14 protein-coding genes are annotated in these 14,141 nt (G+C 70.8%); 7 read left to right on the top strand and 7 right to left on the bottom strand.

All coding sequences use genetic code 11. The annotated features are described in order from the left end of the window. Positions 1-90: 90 nt before the first annotated feature. The 4 genes from ACWDX6_RS26930 to ACWDX6_RS26915 all read right to left on the bottom strand — a co-directional run bounded on the left by ACWDX6_RS26930 (position 91) and on the right by ACWDX6_RS26915 (position 3,585). Positions 91-1,089, bottom strand: a complete 999-nt coding sequence (locus ACWDX6_RS26930) for a hypothetical protein (RefSeq protein WP_451487472.1) — start codon at positions 1,087-1,089, stop codon at positions 91-93. 140 nt (positions 1,090-1,229) lie between these two features. Next, positions 1,230-2,210: an ABC transporter substrate-binding protein gene (locus tag ACWDX6_RS26925; RefSeq protein ID WP_451487471.1), complete on the bottom strand. Its 981-nt coding sequence runs from the start codon at positions 2,208-2,210 to the stop codon at positions 1,230-1,232. A 27-nt stretch (positions 2,211-2,237) separates the two neighbouring features. After that, the gene (locus tag ACWDX6_RS26920) at positions 2,238-2,897 is read right to left on the bottom strand and encodes an ABC transporter permease (protein WP_451487470.1); all 660 of its coding nucleotides are present in this window, start codon (positions 2,895-2,897) and stop codon (positions 2,238-2,240) included. Between the two features lies 1 nt (position 2,898). Next, complete coding sequence (locus tag ACWDX6_RS26915; protein ID WP_451487469.1) at positions 2,899-3,585, bottom strand: ABC transporter permease; 687 nt, start codon at positions 3,583-3,585, stop codon at positions 2,899-2,901. A 143-nt stretch (positions 3,586-3,728) separates the two neighbouring features. Between ACWDX6_RS26915 and ACWDX6_RS26910 the strand changes: the two genes are divergently transcribed. Further along, entirely contained in the window at positions 3,729-4,919 is a 1,191-nt protein-coding gene (locus ACWDX6_RS26910; RefSeq protein WP_451487468.1) for an ABC transporter ATP-binding protein, read from the top strand. Here ACWDX6_RS26910 and ACWDX6_RS26905 read toward each other — a convergent pair. Further along, positions 4,906-6,018 carry an alpha/beta hydrolase gene (locus ACWDX6_RS26905; RefSeq protein ID WP_451487467.1) on the bottom strand — a complete coding sequence of 371 codons (1,113 nt, stop codon included), beginning with the start codon at positions 6,016-6,018 and terminating at the stop codon, positions 4,906-4,908. The two genes, ACWDX6_RS26910 and ACWDX6_RS26905, sit on opposite strands and share 14 nt — an antisense overlap. Positions 6,019-6,192: 174 nt before the next feature. Between ACWDX6_RS26905 and ACWDX6_RS26900 the strand changes: the two genes are divergently transcribed. The 6 genes from ACWDX6_RS26900 (at position 6,193) to ACWDX6_RS26875 (ending at position 11,110) form a co-directional block, all read left to right on the top strand. Further along, positions 6,193-8,025 (top strand): phosphatidylglycerol lysyltransferase domain-containing protein, encoded by a 1,833-nt coding sequence (locus ACWDX6_RS26900; RefSeq protein ID WP_451487466.1) that lies wholly within the window; start codon positions 6,193-6,195, stop codon positions 8,023-8,025. A gap of 64 nt (positions 8,026-8,089) precedes the next feature. Beyond that, positions 8,090-8,950, top strand: a complete 861-nt coding sequence (gene folP / locus ACWDX6_RS26895) for a dihydropteroate synthase (protein ID WP_451487465.1) — start codon at positions 8,090-8,092, stop codon at positions 8,948-8,950. After that, positions 8,947-9,405: a nuclear transport factor 2 family protein gene (locus ACWDX6_RS26890; RefSeq protein WP_451487464.1), complete on the top strand. Its 459-nt coding sequence runs from the start codon at positions 8,947-8,949 to the stop codon at positions 9,403-9,405. The genes folP and ACWDX6_RS26890 overlap by 4 nt, the downstream gene beginning before the upstream one ends. Before the next feature lie 200 nt (positions 9,406-9,605). Next, positions 9,606-9,965, top strand: coding sequence for a dihydroneopterin aldolase (gene folB, locus ACWDX6_RS26885; protein ID WP_356888526.1), 360 nt, complete (start codon positions 9,606-9,608; stop codon positions 9,963-9,965). After that, on the top strand, positions 9,962-10,561 hold the full coding sequence (folK, locus tag ACWDX6_RS26880; RefSeq protein WP_451487463.1) for a 2-amino-4-hydroxy-6-hydroxymethyldihydropteridine diphosphokinase: 600 nt from the start codon (positions 9,962-9,964) through the stop codon (positions 10,559-10,561). Before folB ends, folK begins: the two co-directional genes overlap by 4 nt. 63 nt (positions 10,562-10,624) lie before the next feature. After that, a complete protein-coding gene (locus ACWDX6_RS26875) occupies positions 10,625-11,110 on the top strand; it encodes a DUF3180 domain-containing protein (RefSeq protein ID WP_451487462.1) in 486 nt (161 codons plus the stop codon). Between the two features lie 155 nt (positions 11,111-11,265). On the opposite strand, the gene folE is transcribed toward ACWDX6_RS26875, so the two are convergent. Both folE and ftsH read right to left on the bottom strand, forming a co-directional pair. After that, positions 11,266-11,871: a GTP cyclohydrolase I FolE gene (gene folE, locus ACWDX6_RS26870; protein ID WP_451487461.1), complete on the bottom strand. Its 606-nt coding sequence runs from the start codon at positions 11,869-11,871 to the stop codon at positions 11,266-11,268. Positions 11,872-11,960: 89 nt separating this feature from the next. Continuing rightward, positions 11,961-14,003 (bottom strand): ATP-dependent zinc metalloprotease FtsH, encoded by a 2,043-nt coding sequence (gene ftsH, locus ACWDX6_RS26865; protein WP_451487460.1) that lies wholly within the window; start codon positions 14,001-14,003, stop codon positions 11,961-11,963. Positions 14,004-14,141: the final 138 nt, after the last annotated feature.

Below are 14,141 nucleotides of genomic sequence, written 5' to 3'. Positions count from 1 at the left end.
AACGCGGCGTGGGGGCCCCTCCCGTGCCCGAAGGGCTACGGGGGAGCGGTGCCAGGGCACGCGAGCCCGGCATGATCCGAACGAGAGGCCCTAGGAGCTGACCGCTCCGCGCAGCTCCGCCACGTCGAGCTGCTCGGTCTCGTCGTGCTCGGTCAGGTCGATGACCTGGCCGATCGCCCGCTGCTCGGGGGCGCGCCGCGCCACGGTGGCCAGGACCTCCTCGCCGACGACGTCCGCGAGATCGGTGTCCTGGACCGCCTCGATCGCGGCCGCCGCCTTCTGCGTACCGAAGAAGTCGAAGCCCCCTTCGGGGCGCGGGGCGGGGCGGCGGGCGGCGTAGGGCACGATCGCGGCGGCGGCCGGGACGGGCCGGACCGCGGGCACGGGCGGCACGGTGGTGGCGGACGACGGGCGGGCGTGGTGCCCGGTCCCGGCGGCCGCCGCGTGCTTCCCCTGCGGTTCCTCCGTCTCCCGGACGCGCTCGGCGAGGTCGCGGTCGCGGGCCGCTTCGACGGTTCCGCGGGCCTGCTGGGCGGCGGCGTTGCGCGAGAGGTCGCGCAGCGCTCGGGCCGCCTGGCGGTAGGCGTCCCGGGTCGGCGTGGATCCGGCGGCCGGCAGGGCCTTCGCCGGGGCGGTCGCCTCCAGGGCGAGCTGCCTGCGGCCTTCCAGGGCACTGGCCCGCTCGGTCTCCGCCGTGGCGTACCGGCGCAGCAGCTCCGCGTGCTCGCCGCGCAGTCCGGCGAGCTCAACCCGCTTGGCGCGCAGCTTCGCGTCGAGCTTGGCGCGAAGCTCGCGGGACTCCTCGATGTCGGACTCGAGTTCGGCTATCCGCTCCTCGGTCTTCCACTGGTCCGCGGCCCGCGCCCGGGTCAGCTCGGCGACCTGGCGGCCCGCGCTCCGGTCCCAACTGCGCATGAGGACCGCGCCGGTGATCGCGGCGGCGGCGGCCGCCGCGACGAGCAGCCGCAGCGCCACGGGATCCGCGAGCAGCCAGGCGCCCGCGGCACAGACGACCGAAGCTCCGGCGACCGCCGAGGGCGGCAGAAGCTTGTGCAGGGGAGGGGAATGGCGGTGGCGTCCACGTGGCATGGCCTGAAATTTACCGTGCGTAGGCGCGGTATGGGGGGTCGGCCCCGCAATCTCTTGGCCACTTCTCGCCGTCGTCACCGCGCCTCTGCCCGCCCTCGCCGTACTCGACCCTGGCCGCGCCGACCCCCTTTAGCCGGCCCTCACTTCTTGACCAGCCCCTTCGACTCCAGATAGCTCTTCGCCACATCCTCGGGCTTCGCCCGCTCTCCATCCACCTTGCGGTTCAGTTCGGCGAGATCGGCGGTCGTCAGCACCTTTGTGATCTTGTCCAGGGCCGCGGCTATGCCGGGCGATCCGGCGTCCTTCGCATTGACCACGGGCAGCACATTGTCGGCGTTCTGCAGCTTCTTGTCGTCGGCCAGCAGGACGAGGCCGAAGCCGTCGAGCGTGGCGTCCGTGGTGGTGGTCAGCGCCAGCTGGGCCACGCCGTCCTTGACCGCCTGCTTGGACTGCGGTGTGCCGACTCCCTTGGGGTCGACGCCGGTGACGTCGATCCCGTACGTCTTCCTCAGGCCCGGCGCGCAGAACGGCCGTACGGCGCATTCGTCACCGGCCGCGATCTTCACCTTCAGCTTGGCGCGGCCGAGATCGGAAAGCGTCGTCAGCTTGTTCTTCTCGGCGAATTCCCTCGACACCGCGAAGGCGTTCTGGTCGACGGCCCGACCGAACCCGAGCACCTTCAGTCCGCGCGGCTCGGCGAGCTTCTTCAGCGCCTCCACCGTGGCGGCCGCGTCACCGGAGGCGACGGGCTTCTCCTCGGGGGCCTTCGGTCCGTTCGCCTTCGCATTGAGGAATTCCGCGATCGTCGCCGCGTATTCCGGTACGACGTCGATCTCGCCCTTCTCCAGCGAGGGTTCGTACAGCTCCCGGTTCTTCACCGTGGTGACGGTCGCGGAGTATCCGGCGTCGTCCAGCACCTGGGCATACAGCTCGGCGAGCACCTTGGACTCGGTGAACGCCGCGGCGCCCACGACCAGCGAGCCCTTGCCCGGTGCCGACGCGCCCCCGCCGCCCGCCTTCTCCAGGCTGTCGCCGCCGCACGCGGCGAGCCCGCCGGTCAGCGCCGCCACACCCAGCACCGCACTCGCCCTGCGCGAGATCCAGCTCACGAGATCACCCATCCCATCCCAGTCGTTTCTTCGGTCGTCTCACGCGCGCCGGCCGAGCAGCCGGTCCGCCCCCACCAGCGCGGCCTCCACCAGGAGGGCGAGCAGGGCGACGAGGAGCGCGCCCGCCACCACCTGCGGTGTGTTGTACGTGTTGAATCCGGCGGTGATGATCCGGCCGAGGCCCCCTTGGCCGACCATCGCCGCGATGGTCGCGGTGGCGACCACCTGCACGGCGGCCGACCGCACCCCCGTCATGACCAGCGGCCGGGCGAGGGGGAGTTCGACCTTCCGGAAGAGCTGGCCGCCGGACATCCCCATCCCCCGCGCGGCCTCCACCACCGCCCGGTCCACCTCCCGAATGCCGACGTACGCGTTGGTGAGCAGCGGCGGCAGCGCGAACAGCACCAAGGCGATCACGGTCGGCACCGAACCGGCGGTGCGCAGCGGCGACACCATGAACAGGGCCAGGACCGCGAAGACGGGGACGGCCCGTCCGGCGTTGGAGATGTTGACGGCGAGCGCGCCGCCCCGGCCGAGGTGCCCCAGCCACAGTCCGAGCGGCAGCGCGAGCGCGCAGGCCAGGAGCAGCGCGACCCCGCTCACATACACGTGCTCGGCGAGCCGTTGCCCTATGCCGCCGTCCCCCGACCAGTTGGCGCCGGTGGTGAGCCAGGCCCAGGCCTCCGTCACGACCCCCATCTCACCCTCCCCCCGGCGCGGTCCGTATGCGGGTCCACGGGGTGAGCAGCCGCTGGAGGCCCAGGAGCAGCAGATCGGCGGCGACCGCGAGCAGGACGCACAGCACCGAGGCGGCGAGCACCTGCGCCTTGAAGAAGGTCGGCAGCGCGTCCTCGATCAGATTGCCCAGCCCGCCCCGGCCCACGATCGACCCGACCGTCGTCAGCGCGATCGTCGAGACCGTCGCCATCCGTATCCCTGCCATCAAGGCCGGCAGCGACAAGGGGAGTTCGACCTCCCACAGCAGCCGTCCCGGCCCGTACCCCATGCCCCGGGCGGCCTCCCGCGCCTCGGCCGGCACGGCGGCCAGGCCCGCGAGGATGTTCCGTACGAGAATCGTCAGCGAATACAGCACCAGACCGGTCACGACCAGCGCCGTCGACAGCCCGAAGAGCGGCAGCAGCAGCGAGAACAGGGCCAGTGAGGGAATGGTGTAGAGCAGGGTCGTCAGCCCGAGGACCGGTCCGGCGAGCCGTGGCCGGGCCCGCACGAGCAGGGCCAGCGGAAAGGCGACGGCGAGCCCGATCAGCACGGACACCAGCGTGATGCCCCCGTGCTGGAGCGTGGCGTCGGTCAACTCCCGGGCGCGGCTGCGCAGATACTCGCCGCAGATCCAGTCGTTCGTCACCAGACAGCTCGACGCGCTCATGTGCCTCCCCCCGGCCACCCGCATGCCCGAACGTATGTCTCAACCGACCCTAGCCCCCGGCACCGACAATCACCGAGGACCGCCACACCCCGGCGACACGCCCTTCACACGCGGCCCGCCGACAGGGGCCAGAATGGGGAACCATGATCCGGTTCGAGCATGTGACCAAGCGGTACGCGGACGGCACCACCGCCGTCGACGACCTCTCCTTCGAGGTCGCCGAGGGCGAACTGGTCACGCTCGTCGGGCCGTCGGGCTGCGGCAAGACGACCACGATGAAGATGGTGAACCGGCTGATCGAGCCGACCGAGGGGCGGATCTTCCTCGGCGGCGAGGACATAGCCGCCGTCGACCCCGTCCGGCTGCGCCGCCGCATCGGCTACGTCATCCAGCAGGTCGGCCTCTTCCCGCACCGCACGGTCCTCGACAACACCGCCACCGTCCCCCACCTCCTCGGTGTCCCGCGCGCCCGGGCGCGCGCCCGCGCCGCCGAACTCCTCGACCTGGTCGGTCTGGACCCGGGCACGTACGGCGACCGCTATCCCGAACAGCTCTCCGGCGGACAGCGCCAGCGTGTGGGCGTGGCCCGCGCGCTGGCGGCCGACCCGCCCGTCCTGCTGATGGACGAACCCTTCGGCGCGGTCGACCCGGTGGTCCGCGAACGGCTGCAGAGCGAGTTCCTGCGGCTCCAGTCCCAGGTCCGCAAGACGGTCCTGCTCGTCACCCACGACCTGGAGGAGGCCGTCCGCCTCGGCGACCGGATCGCCGTCTACGGCCACGGAACGATCGAGCAGTTCGCCGCGCCGGCCACCGTGCTCGGCGCCCCCGCCACCCCGTACGTCGCCGACTTCGTCGGCGCGGACCGCGGTCTCAAGCGGCTCGCGGTCACCCTCGTGGAGGAGGGCGACCTCGAACACCCGCCGACCGCGCGGGCGGGAGACGGCGCGGCGACGGGTTCCGTAGCGGGGACGGGAGACGGCCATGCGGCGGGTTCCGGGGCGGGGGCGGGCGACGGCGCGGCGGCGGGCTTCGACGCGCCCTGGGCCGTCGTCCTCGACGCCGACGGACGGCCGGGGGGCTGGGTCCTGGCCGGGCGGCCCGGGGACACCCGGCCGACGCCCGCTCCCGTCCCGCTCGGCACCTCCCTGCGGGAGGCGCTGGCGGCGCTCCTCCAGGACGACACCGGCTGGCTCCCCGTCATCGACCCGAAGGCCGGCGGACGGTACGCGGGCGTGCTGACCCCTGACGGCGTCCACCGGGCCCTGCGCCGGGCCCGTCCGGAACCGGCCCCCACGGACGCCGAGCCCTCTGCGGACAAGGTCAGTTCGCGCTGAGCCGCCCGCTCATCCACACCAGGCCCGGCGGGATCTCCCGGTTCCAGGTGTTGAAGTTGTGCCCGCCGCTGTCGAGCGTGATCGAGGAGACCCGCGCCGGGGCCTTCACCTTCTCGATGAACGCGAGCGTCCCCTTCAGATTGCCCTCGCCCTGCTTCGAGGTGGTCACCAGGAACGACGACTTCCCCCGCGGGGCGTGGTCCAGGCTCCACAGCAGATCGGCCCGCTTGCGCGCCTTCCCGTCGCCGTGGAAGAGATCACCGGTCGTCACGTCCTCGGCGGCCTTGTAGTACGCGGAGAAGCCCGCGCCCGCCGCGAACCGGTCCGGATGGTGCAGGGCGATCTTCAGCGCGCAGTAGCCGCCGGTCGAGTTCCCCATGAACCCCCAGTTCCGGGCCTTCGTCCCCACCCGGTACGTCTCCGAGACCGCCTTCGGCAGGTCCTCCGCGAAGAACGTCTCGGTCTGCGGGCCGCCGGGCACGTCCACGCACTCGGTGTCCCGGGGCGGCGCCACCGTTGGGCGCAGCATCACCAGGATCATCGGCCGCATCTTCCCCGCCTTGACCTGCAGGAAAGCCGTCTTCGGGTACTTCAGGCCCTTGAGCAGGTTCTCGGCCGTACCGGGGTAGCCGGTCAGCACCACCGAGGCGGGAAAGGTGCTCTTCGCGTACGCCTCCTGGAAGTACTCCGGCGGCAGATACACGTACGCCGGGGAGTCGATCCCCGACTTCTCGCCGGCGACGACGATCTTCTGGATCTGTCCGCCGACCGAGGGCTTGCCGCCGCCGGGTACGTCGAGCGCCTGTGTGCCGACGACCTTGATGTCCTTGGAACCGGCCGAGTGGTCGACGACCACCCCCAGGTCCTGCTCCTGCCCGAACAGATCGGCCCAGGAGCCGTAGAACAGGAAGGAGTTGTTCGCCGCCAGGCCGACCGAGGCGAACAGCGCGAGCTGGGTCGCGAGCAGCAGGCCGATCCGGCCCAGGACGGCCCGCCAGCCCCCGCGTGCGAGCCGCGGCCACAGCCAGACGGTGGCGGCGAACAGCACCACAGCCAGCGCGACGGCGAGCGCCAGAACATTGTTGCTGGTGAGACCCATGTGGTGATCGAACTTTCTTCCTCGAGAATTTCCTGTGAGCGAATGAACCCGCTCCCCCGCGGGACCGTCCTAGAGGGCGCACAACCTCCGGTACACGGCCCGCTCCTGACCACCCGCGCGGCCGCCGGACCAAGAATCTCTCGCGGATGCGGATCACGGGAAGCACGGGAAGCGATGTCTGTCACGGTAGATGGGGACAAATCACGATCGGTTCCGGATCGGGTACGCCGGATTCTGCGCGGACCGCGACCGGAGAAGGTCCCCTCGCTCGTCGGCACGGCCTGCACCCTCATCGGCCTGATCGACATCGCCGCGGGCGTCTTCCCGCGCTTCCGCGCCAGCCGGATGCACGCCGTCGCCGAAGTCCTGCCCGGCACCCTCGGACCACTGTCCGCCGCCCTCTCCCTCAGCGCCGGCGTCCTGCTCCTGCTCCTCGCCCACGGCCTCAAGCGCCACAAGCGCCGCGCCTGGCGGGCCGCCGTCGTCCTCCTGCCGCTCGGCGCCGTCGCCCAGTTCGTCTGGCGCCACTCGATCGTCGGCGTCCTGCTCTCCCTCGCACTGCTCGCCCTCCTGCTGCGCCACCGCGGCGAGTTCGCCGCCCTGCCCGACCCCCGCAGCCGCTGGAAGGCCCTCGCCAACTTCGTCCTCATGGGCGCCGGATCCATCGCGCTCGGCCTGGTCATCGTCAGCGCCCACCCGCGCCGCATCGTCGGCGGCCCCGGCCTCACCGACCGCCTGGAACACGTCCTGTACGGACTCTTCGGCTTCGAAGGCCCCGTCCGCTACACCGGTGACGTCGACTGGACCGTCGGCTACTCCCTGGGCGCCCTCGGCATGCTGACCGCCCTCACCACCGTCTACCTCGCCTTCCGCCCCGAACACCCCACCGCCCGGCTCACCCAGGACGACGAGACCAGGCTCCGCGCCCTGCTCGACAAGCACGGCGCCCGCGACTCCCTCGGCCACTTCGCCCTCCGCCGCGACAAGGGAGTCGTCTTCTCCCCCAGCGGCAAGGCCGCCGTCTGCTACCGCGTCGTCTCCGGCGTCATGCTCGCCAGCGGCGACCCCATCGGCGACGTCGAAGCCTGGCCCGGCGCCATCGAACGCTTCATGGACGAGGCCAAAGCCCACTCCTGGACCCCCGCCGTCATGGGCTGCTCCGAGACCGGCGGCCAGGTCTGGACCCGCGAGACCGGCCTCGACGCCCTCGAACTGGGCGACGAGGCGGTGGTGGACGTCGCGGATTTCTCCCTCTCCGGGCGCGCCATGCGCAACGTGCGCCAGATGGTCAAGCGCATCGAACGCAACGGCTACACCACCAAGGTCCGACGCGTCCGTGACCTCTCCGACGCCGAACTCGAACACGTACGCCGCGCCGCCGCCGACTGGCGCGGCACCGACACCGAACGCGGCTTCTCCATGGCCCTCGGCCGCATCGGTGACCCCGGCGACGGCGACGCCGTCATAGCCACCGCCCACAAGGACGATCCCGACTCCTCCTACGGCGACCTGAAGGCGATCATCCACTTCGTCCCCTGGGGCCCCGACGGCATGTCCCTGGAACTCATGCGCCGCGACCGCTCCGCCGACCCCGGCATGAACGAGCTCCTCATCGTCGCCGCCCTCCAGGAATCCCCCCGCCTGGGCATCACCCGCGTCTCCCTCAACTTCGCCATGTTCCGAGCGGCCCTCGCCCGCGGCGAGAAGATCGGCGCCGGCCCCGTCCTGCGCGTCTGGCGCGGCCTCCTCGTCTTCCTCTCCCGCTGGTTCCAGATCGAGTCCCTCTACAAGTTCAACGCCAAGTTCCAGCCCCGCTGGGAACCCCGCTTCGTCGTCTACCGCAAGAGCCGCGACCTGCCCCGCATCGGCTTCGCCGCCATGCAGGCCGAAGGCTTCGTCAACCTCGACCTGCCCCGCCCCTTCACCCGCCGCCGCACCACCGGCACCGCCCGCCCCTGCGCCCACATCGTCCCCTCACCGACCGAACACGAGGTCCGCGCGGCCTGACCCGGCCCCCGAGCACTGGCCGCGCGCCCGGCGACATCGGCGAGACACCCCCTAGGCTGGTCGTATGAGTACGTTGAGCGGACGGGGCACGGCCTGGGGCCTGCCGGAGTGGGATCGCTGCGCGGTCATGGGCGTCGTCAACGTGACGCCGGACTCCTTCTCCGACGGCGGCCGCTGGTTCGACACCACGGCCGCCGTCAAACACGGGCTCGACCTCGTCGCCGAAGGCGCCGACCTCGTCGACGTCGGCGGCGAATCCACCCGGCCCGGCGCCAGCCGGGTCGACGAGGACGAGGAGCTGCGCCGCGTCGTCCCCGTCGTCCGCGGCCTCGCCGCCGAAGGCGTCACCGTCTCCGTCGACACCATGCGCGCCTCCGTCGCCCGCGCCGCCGTCGCCGCGGGCGCCGCACTCGTCAACGACGTCAGCGGCGGCCTCGCCGACCCCGAGATGGTCCCCACCGTCGCCGCCGCCGAGGTCCCCTTCGTCGTCATGCACTGGCGCGGCTTCAGCCAGGACATGAACCGCCTCGCCGTCTACGACGACGTCGTCGCCGAGGTCGTCACCGAACTCCGCCGCCGCATGGACGCGGTCGTCGACGGCGGCATCGCCCCCGAGCGCATCGTCATCGACCCCGGGCTCGGCTTCGCCAAGCGGGCCCCGCACGACCTCGCCCTCGTCGCCCACCTGCCCCAGCTGCGCGCACTGGGCCGGCCGCTCCTCGTGGCCGCCTCCCGCAAGCGCTTCCTCGGCCATGTCCTCGCCCGCGAGGGCGCCGCCCCGCCGCCCGCCCGCGAACGCGACGCCGCCACCGCCGCCGTCTCCGCCATCGCCGCCCACGAAGGCGCCTGGGCCGTCCGCGTCCACGAGGTCAGGGCCACCGCCGACGCCGTCCGAGTCGCCAGAGCCGTCGAGGGAGCCGCGTGACCCACCGGACCGACACCGAAGCGGTCGAGGCCGCCAACACCGCCTTCTACGAAGCGATGGAGCGCGGCGACTTCGAAGAGGTCTCCACCCTCTGGCTCGACGACGGCGCCACCCCCATCTCCTGCGTCCACCCCGGCTGGCCCGTCCTCTCCGGCCGCGGCGAGGTACTCCGCTCGTACGCCCTGATCATGGCGAACACCGAGTACATCCAGTTCTTCCTCACCGACGTCAAGGTCTCCCTCGGCGGCGACGTGGCCGTCGTCACCTGCACCGAGAACATCCTCAGCGGCGGCCCCGCCGAGGACGGCGCCGAACTCGGCCCGCTCGTGGGCCAGCTGGTGGTCGCCACCAATGTGTTCCGCCGCACATTCGACGGCTGGAAGATCTGGTCCCACCACGGCTCCCCGGTCCTCGCCGAAGCCGACGACGAAGACGACGAGGAGCCAGGCGCCTGACGGGTCCCTGGCCCTTCCGGGTGATCCACGCGGTTGGGATCCCACCCTCGGGGTAGGGACCGCTACCAGCCCCTGCGGCCCTCGCCCGCTGCCCCCGTGGGCACACGCTGTCGGTGCCCGCAGGTAGATTCGATGGTGGACACCCGGCCGTCCGCACCCGGCTGCGTGGCCCGAGAACTACGACAGCAGGAGTGATTCGCGTGGATCGTGTCGCGCTGCGCGGCCTCAAGGCCCGAGGACACCACGGCGTCTTCCCCAAGGAGCGCGAGGAAGGCCAGACCTTCATCGTGGACCTCGTCCTCGGCCTGGACACCCGCCCCGCGGCCGCCGACGACGACCTGACGAAGACCGTGCACTACGGCGTCGTCGCGGAGGAAGTCGTGGACGTGGTCCAGGGCGAGCCGGTGGACCTCATCGAGACGCTCGCCGAACGGATCGCCCAGCAGTGCCTCAAGCACGCCGGCGTCCAGGAGGTCGAGGTGTGCGTCCACAAGCCCGACGCACCCATCACGGTCCCCTTCGACGACGTCACCATCACCATCACCCGGAGCCGAGTATGAAAGCCACGCACAGCGACCCCACCGTGCAGCCCGTACCCGCCTCCGTCGTCGAAGCCGTCGACGCCGCCGACGTGACACTCTCCAACCCCAAGTGGGCCGTCATCGCCCTCGGCTCCAACCTCGGCAACCGCATGGAGACCCTCCAGGGCGCCATCGACGCCCTGGAGGACACCCCGGGCCTCCGGGTCAAGGCCGTCTCCTCCGTGTACGAGACGGAGCCCTGGGGCGTCGAGCCCGGCTCCCAGCCCTCGTACCTCAACGCCGTCGCCCTGGTGAAGACCACCCTGCCGCCCTCCTCCCTGCTGGAGCGGGCGCACGCCGTCGAGGAGGCCTTCCACCGGGTCCGCGAGGAGCGCTGGGGCGCCCGCACCATCGACGTCGACATCGTGGCCTACGCCGACGTGGTCTCCGACGACCCCGTCCTCACCCTCCCCCACCCCCGCGCCCACCAGCGCGCCTTCGTCCTCGCCCCCTGGCGCGACGTGGACCCCGAGGCCCAGCTGCCCGGCCACGGCGCGGTGGCCGAACTCCTCACCGCCCTCGGCGGCGCCGGCGTCGTGCCGCGCACCGACCTGGAACTGCGTCTGCCCGAGTAGTCGTTACTCTCGTCAGAGATCGAGATCGACCAGATCGACGCCCGCGACGACGAAGGACACCCGGTGAAACAACTGCGGCTCAAGGTGCTCACCGGGCTGTTCGCCGTGGCGGGCATCCTGGCCTGGGGCGGCGCGCGGCTCTGGGACTCGGTGGGCACCCTGCCGAGCGTGCCGCTGGCCGCCCCGATCGTCCTCGCGGCGATCGCCGCCGTCCTGACCGCGACGGCCCTCTCCCTGCGCTCCCGCCTCAAGGCCCAGCGCGAACGCCGCCCCGGCGCGAAGGGCGTCGAACCCCTGATGGCGGCCCGCGCGGTGGTCTTCGGCCAGGCCAGCGCCCTGGTGGCGGCGCTGGTCTCCGGCATGTACGGCGGCGCGGGCGTCTTCCTGCTCGGCTCCCTGGACATCCCCGCCCGCCGCGACCAGGCGATCTACGCCGGCTTCTCGGTCCTGGCGGGCATCGGCGTGATCGCGGCGGCCCTCTTCCTGGAACGCGTCTGCAAGCTCCCCGACGACGAGGAGAACGGCAAGGGCACGGCCCCGGTGGCCTGACGGGCCTCGCGAACCGGATGCCCGTTCACCAGGAAGGTGGGATGCCAGATTCACCGGCATCTTGCTGGAAAGCCCGTACCCCATACCAATCCCCCTTGATCAGCGATCAAGTTCACTGATCGGGGACGGTATGGAGCAAGGCGGACAGCTCGCTACTAACGGGCCAATATCAGGGACATAGCCTCAGCGCGTGTAGAAGCGTCACGAAGTTGACCACGTACCGCCGAGGTCGTCGTCTTCGCGCCCGGCTTGCGGATACCACGCAGCGACATACACATGTGTTCGGCCTCGATCACGACGATCGCGCCCCGCGCCTCAAGGATCTCCATGAGCGAATCGGCGATCTGCGTTGTGAGGCGCTCCTGCACCTGCGGACGGCGGGCGAAGACATCGACGAGGCGCGCCAACTTGGAGAGGCCCGTTATCTTGCCCGTTTCGGCCGGAATGTAACCAATGTGAGCTACGCCATGGAATGGCAGCAAATGATGTTCGCACTGACTAGTCAGTTCAATGTCCTTCACGAGCACCAGTTCGTCGTGCCCCAGGTCGAACGTCGTCGTCAACACGTCCTCGGGCTTCATCCACAGCCCCGCGAACAGCTCCCTGTACGCCCGCGCCACCCGCGCCGGCGTCTCCCGCAGCCCCTCGCGGTCCGGGTCCTCACCGACCGCGATGAGGAGCTCTCGTACGGCGTTCTCGGCGCGCTTCTCGTCGAAGTCGCCGATCTTGCCCTCGCCGTCCAGCGTCACCGGGTCGATCATCTGTGCCTCGTTCCATCTGAACCGTGGTACGCGAAAAACACCGCGCCCCCACAGGCTAGAACCTGCGGGGGCGCGGCTTCCATTCCGGGTCAGACCTCCGGGGTCTCCTCCGGGGCCACCTCGATGCCGGAGGCCGGCGTCTTGGCGGTGTCGACCGTCGGGCCGCCGTTCGTGCTGTTCACGCCGTTGGTCAGTGCCAGCTCCTTGGGGGAGAGCACCGGCGGGCGTGTCGAGGGCGTACGGCGGGAGGAGCCGGTCCACGCGGGGCGGGCCGGGCGCTTGACGATCGGGGCGAAGATCTCGGCGATCTCCTCCTTGCCCAGCGTCTCCTTCTCCAGGAGTTTCAGGACCAGGTTGTCGAGGACATCACGGTTCTCGACGAGGATCTCCCACGCCTCGTTGTGCGCGGTCTCGATGAGCTTCTTGACCTCTTCGTCGACCAGTGCGGCGACCTCTTCGGAGTAGTCGCGCTGGTGCGCCATCTCCCGGCCGAGGAACGGTTCGGTGTTGTCGCCGCCGAACTTGATCGCCCCGAGCCGCTCGGTCATGCCGTACTGCGTGACCATCGCGCGTGCGGTGGCCGTGGCCTTCTCGATGTCGTTCGCCGCGCCCGTGGTCGGGTCGTGGAAGACGAGTTCCTCGGCCGCGCGCCCGCCCAGCATGTAGGCGAGCTGGTCGAGCATCTCGTTGCGGGTGGTCGAGTACTTGTCCTCTTCCGGGAGCACCATGGTGTAGCCCAGGGCCCGGCCTCGGGACAGGATGGTGATCTTGTGGACGGGGTCGGAGTTCGGTGAGGCCGCCGCGACCAGGGCGTGGCCGCCCTCGTGGTACGCGGTGATCTTCTTCTCCTTGTCGGACATGATCCGGGTCCGCTTCTGCGGGCCCGCGACCACGCGGTCGATCGCCTCGTCCAGGGAGTGGTTGTCGATCAGCTTCTTGTCCGAGCGGGCGGTCAGGAGCGCCGCCTCGTTGAGGACGTTGGAGAGGTCGGCACCGGTGAAGCCGGGCGTGCGGCGGGCGACGGCGCCGAGGTCGACGTCCGGGGCGACCGGCTTGCCCTTCTGGTGGACCTTGAGGATCTCCAGGCGGCCCTGCATGTCCGGGCGGTCGACGGCGATCTGCCGGTCGAAGCGGCCGGGGCGCAGGAGCGCCGGGTCGAGGATGTCGGGCCGGTTGGTGGCGGCGATCAGGATGACGCCGCCCTTCACGTCGAAGCCGTCCATCTCGACGAGGAGCTGGTTGAGGGTCTGCTCGCGTTCGTCGTGGCCGCCGCCGAGGCCGGCGCCGCGGTGGCGTCCGACGGCGTCGATCTCGTCGACGAAGACGATCGCGGGGGCGTTGGCCTTGGCCTGTTCGAAGAGGTCGCGGACCCGGGAGGCGCCGACACCGACGAACATCTCGACGAAGTCGGAGCCGGAGATCGAGTAGAACGGCACGCCTGCCTCGCCCGCGACGGCGCGCGCCAGGAGGGTCTTGCCGGTTCCGGGCGGGCCGTAGAGGAGCACACCCTTGGGGATCTTGGCGCCGACGGCCTGGAACTTCGCCGGTTCCTGGAGGAATTCCTTGATCTCGTGGAGTTCCTCGACGGCCTCGTCGGCCCCCGCCACGTCGGCGAAGGTCGTCTTGGGGGTGTCCTTGGTGATGAGCTTGGCCTTGGACTTCCCGAAGTTCATGACTCGGGAGCCGCCGCCCTGCATCTGGTTCATCAGGAACAGGAAGACGACGACGATGAGGACGAAGGGGAGCAGCGAGAGCAGCACGGACAGGAACGGGCTCTGCCGCTCCGGGGAGACCGTGTAGCCCTTGTCCAGCGCGCCGGACGAGGCCTGGTTCTGGAGTTCGGTGGTCAGGTTGGCGCCCTGGTCACCGATGTAGCTGGCCTGGATCTTGGTGCTGCCGCCGTACTTGTCCTTGTCGGCGCCCTTCTTGAGCTCGACCTTGATGACCTGCTCGTCGCCGGTCGTCAGTTTGACCTGGTCGGCCTGCTTGTCATTGATCGCCTGGACGACCCTGCTGGTGTCCACCGTCTTGTAGCCCTCGGACGAGCCGACGACCTGCATCAGCACGACCACGGCGAGGACGGCCAGCACGATCCACATGACCGGCCCACGGAAGTATCGCTTCACGTCCATCCATACGGAGCGAGAACGCTCCGTCCCTCCTGCCCGTAGGTAAATGCTGCTATGAGAAAAAGCTGTTCTTCGGACGGTACCCCAGCATTGTCACCCGCGACCGCCTTCCCTTCCTCCAACGGTGGGAAGGCGGTACGG

This window comes from Streptomyces sp. NPDC003027 (genome assembly GCF_053591435.1).
This window is presented reverse-complemented; position numbering and strand designations above follow the sequence as displayed.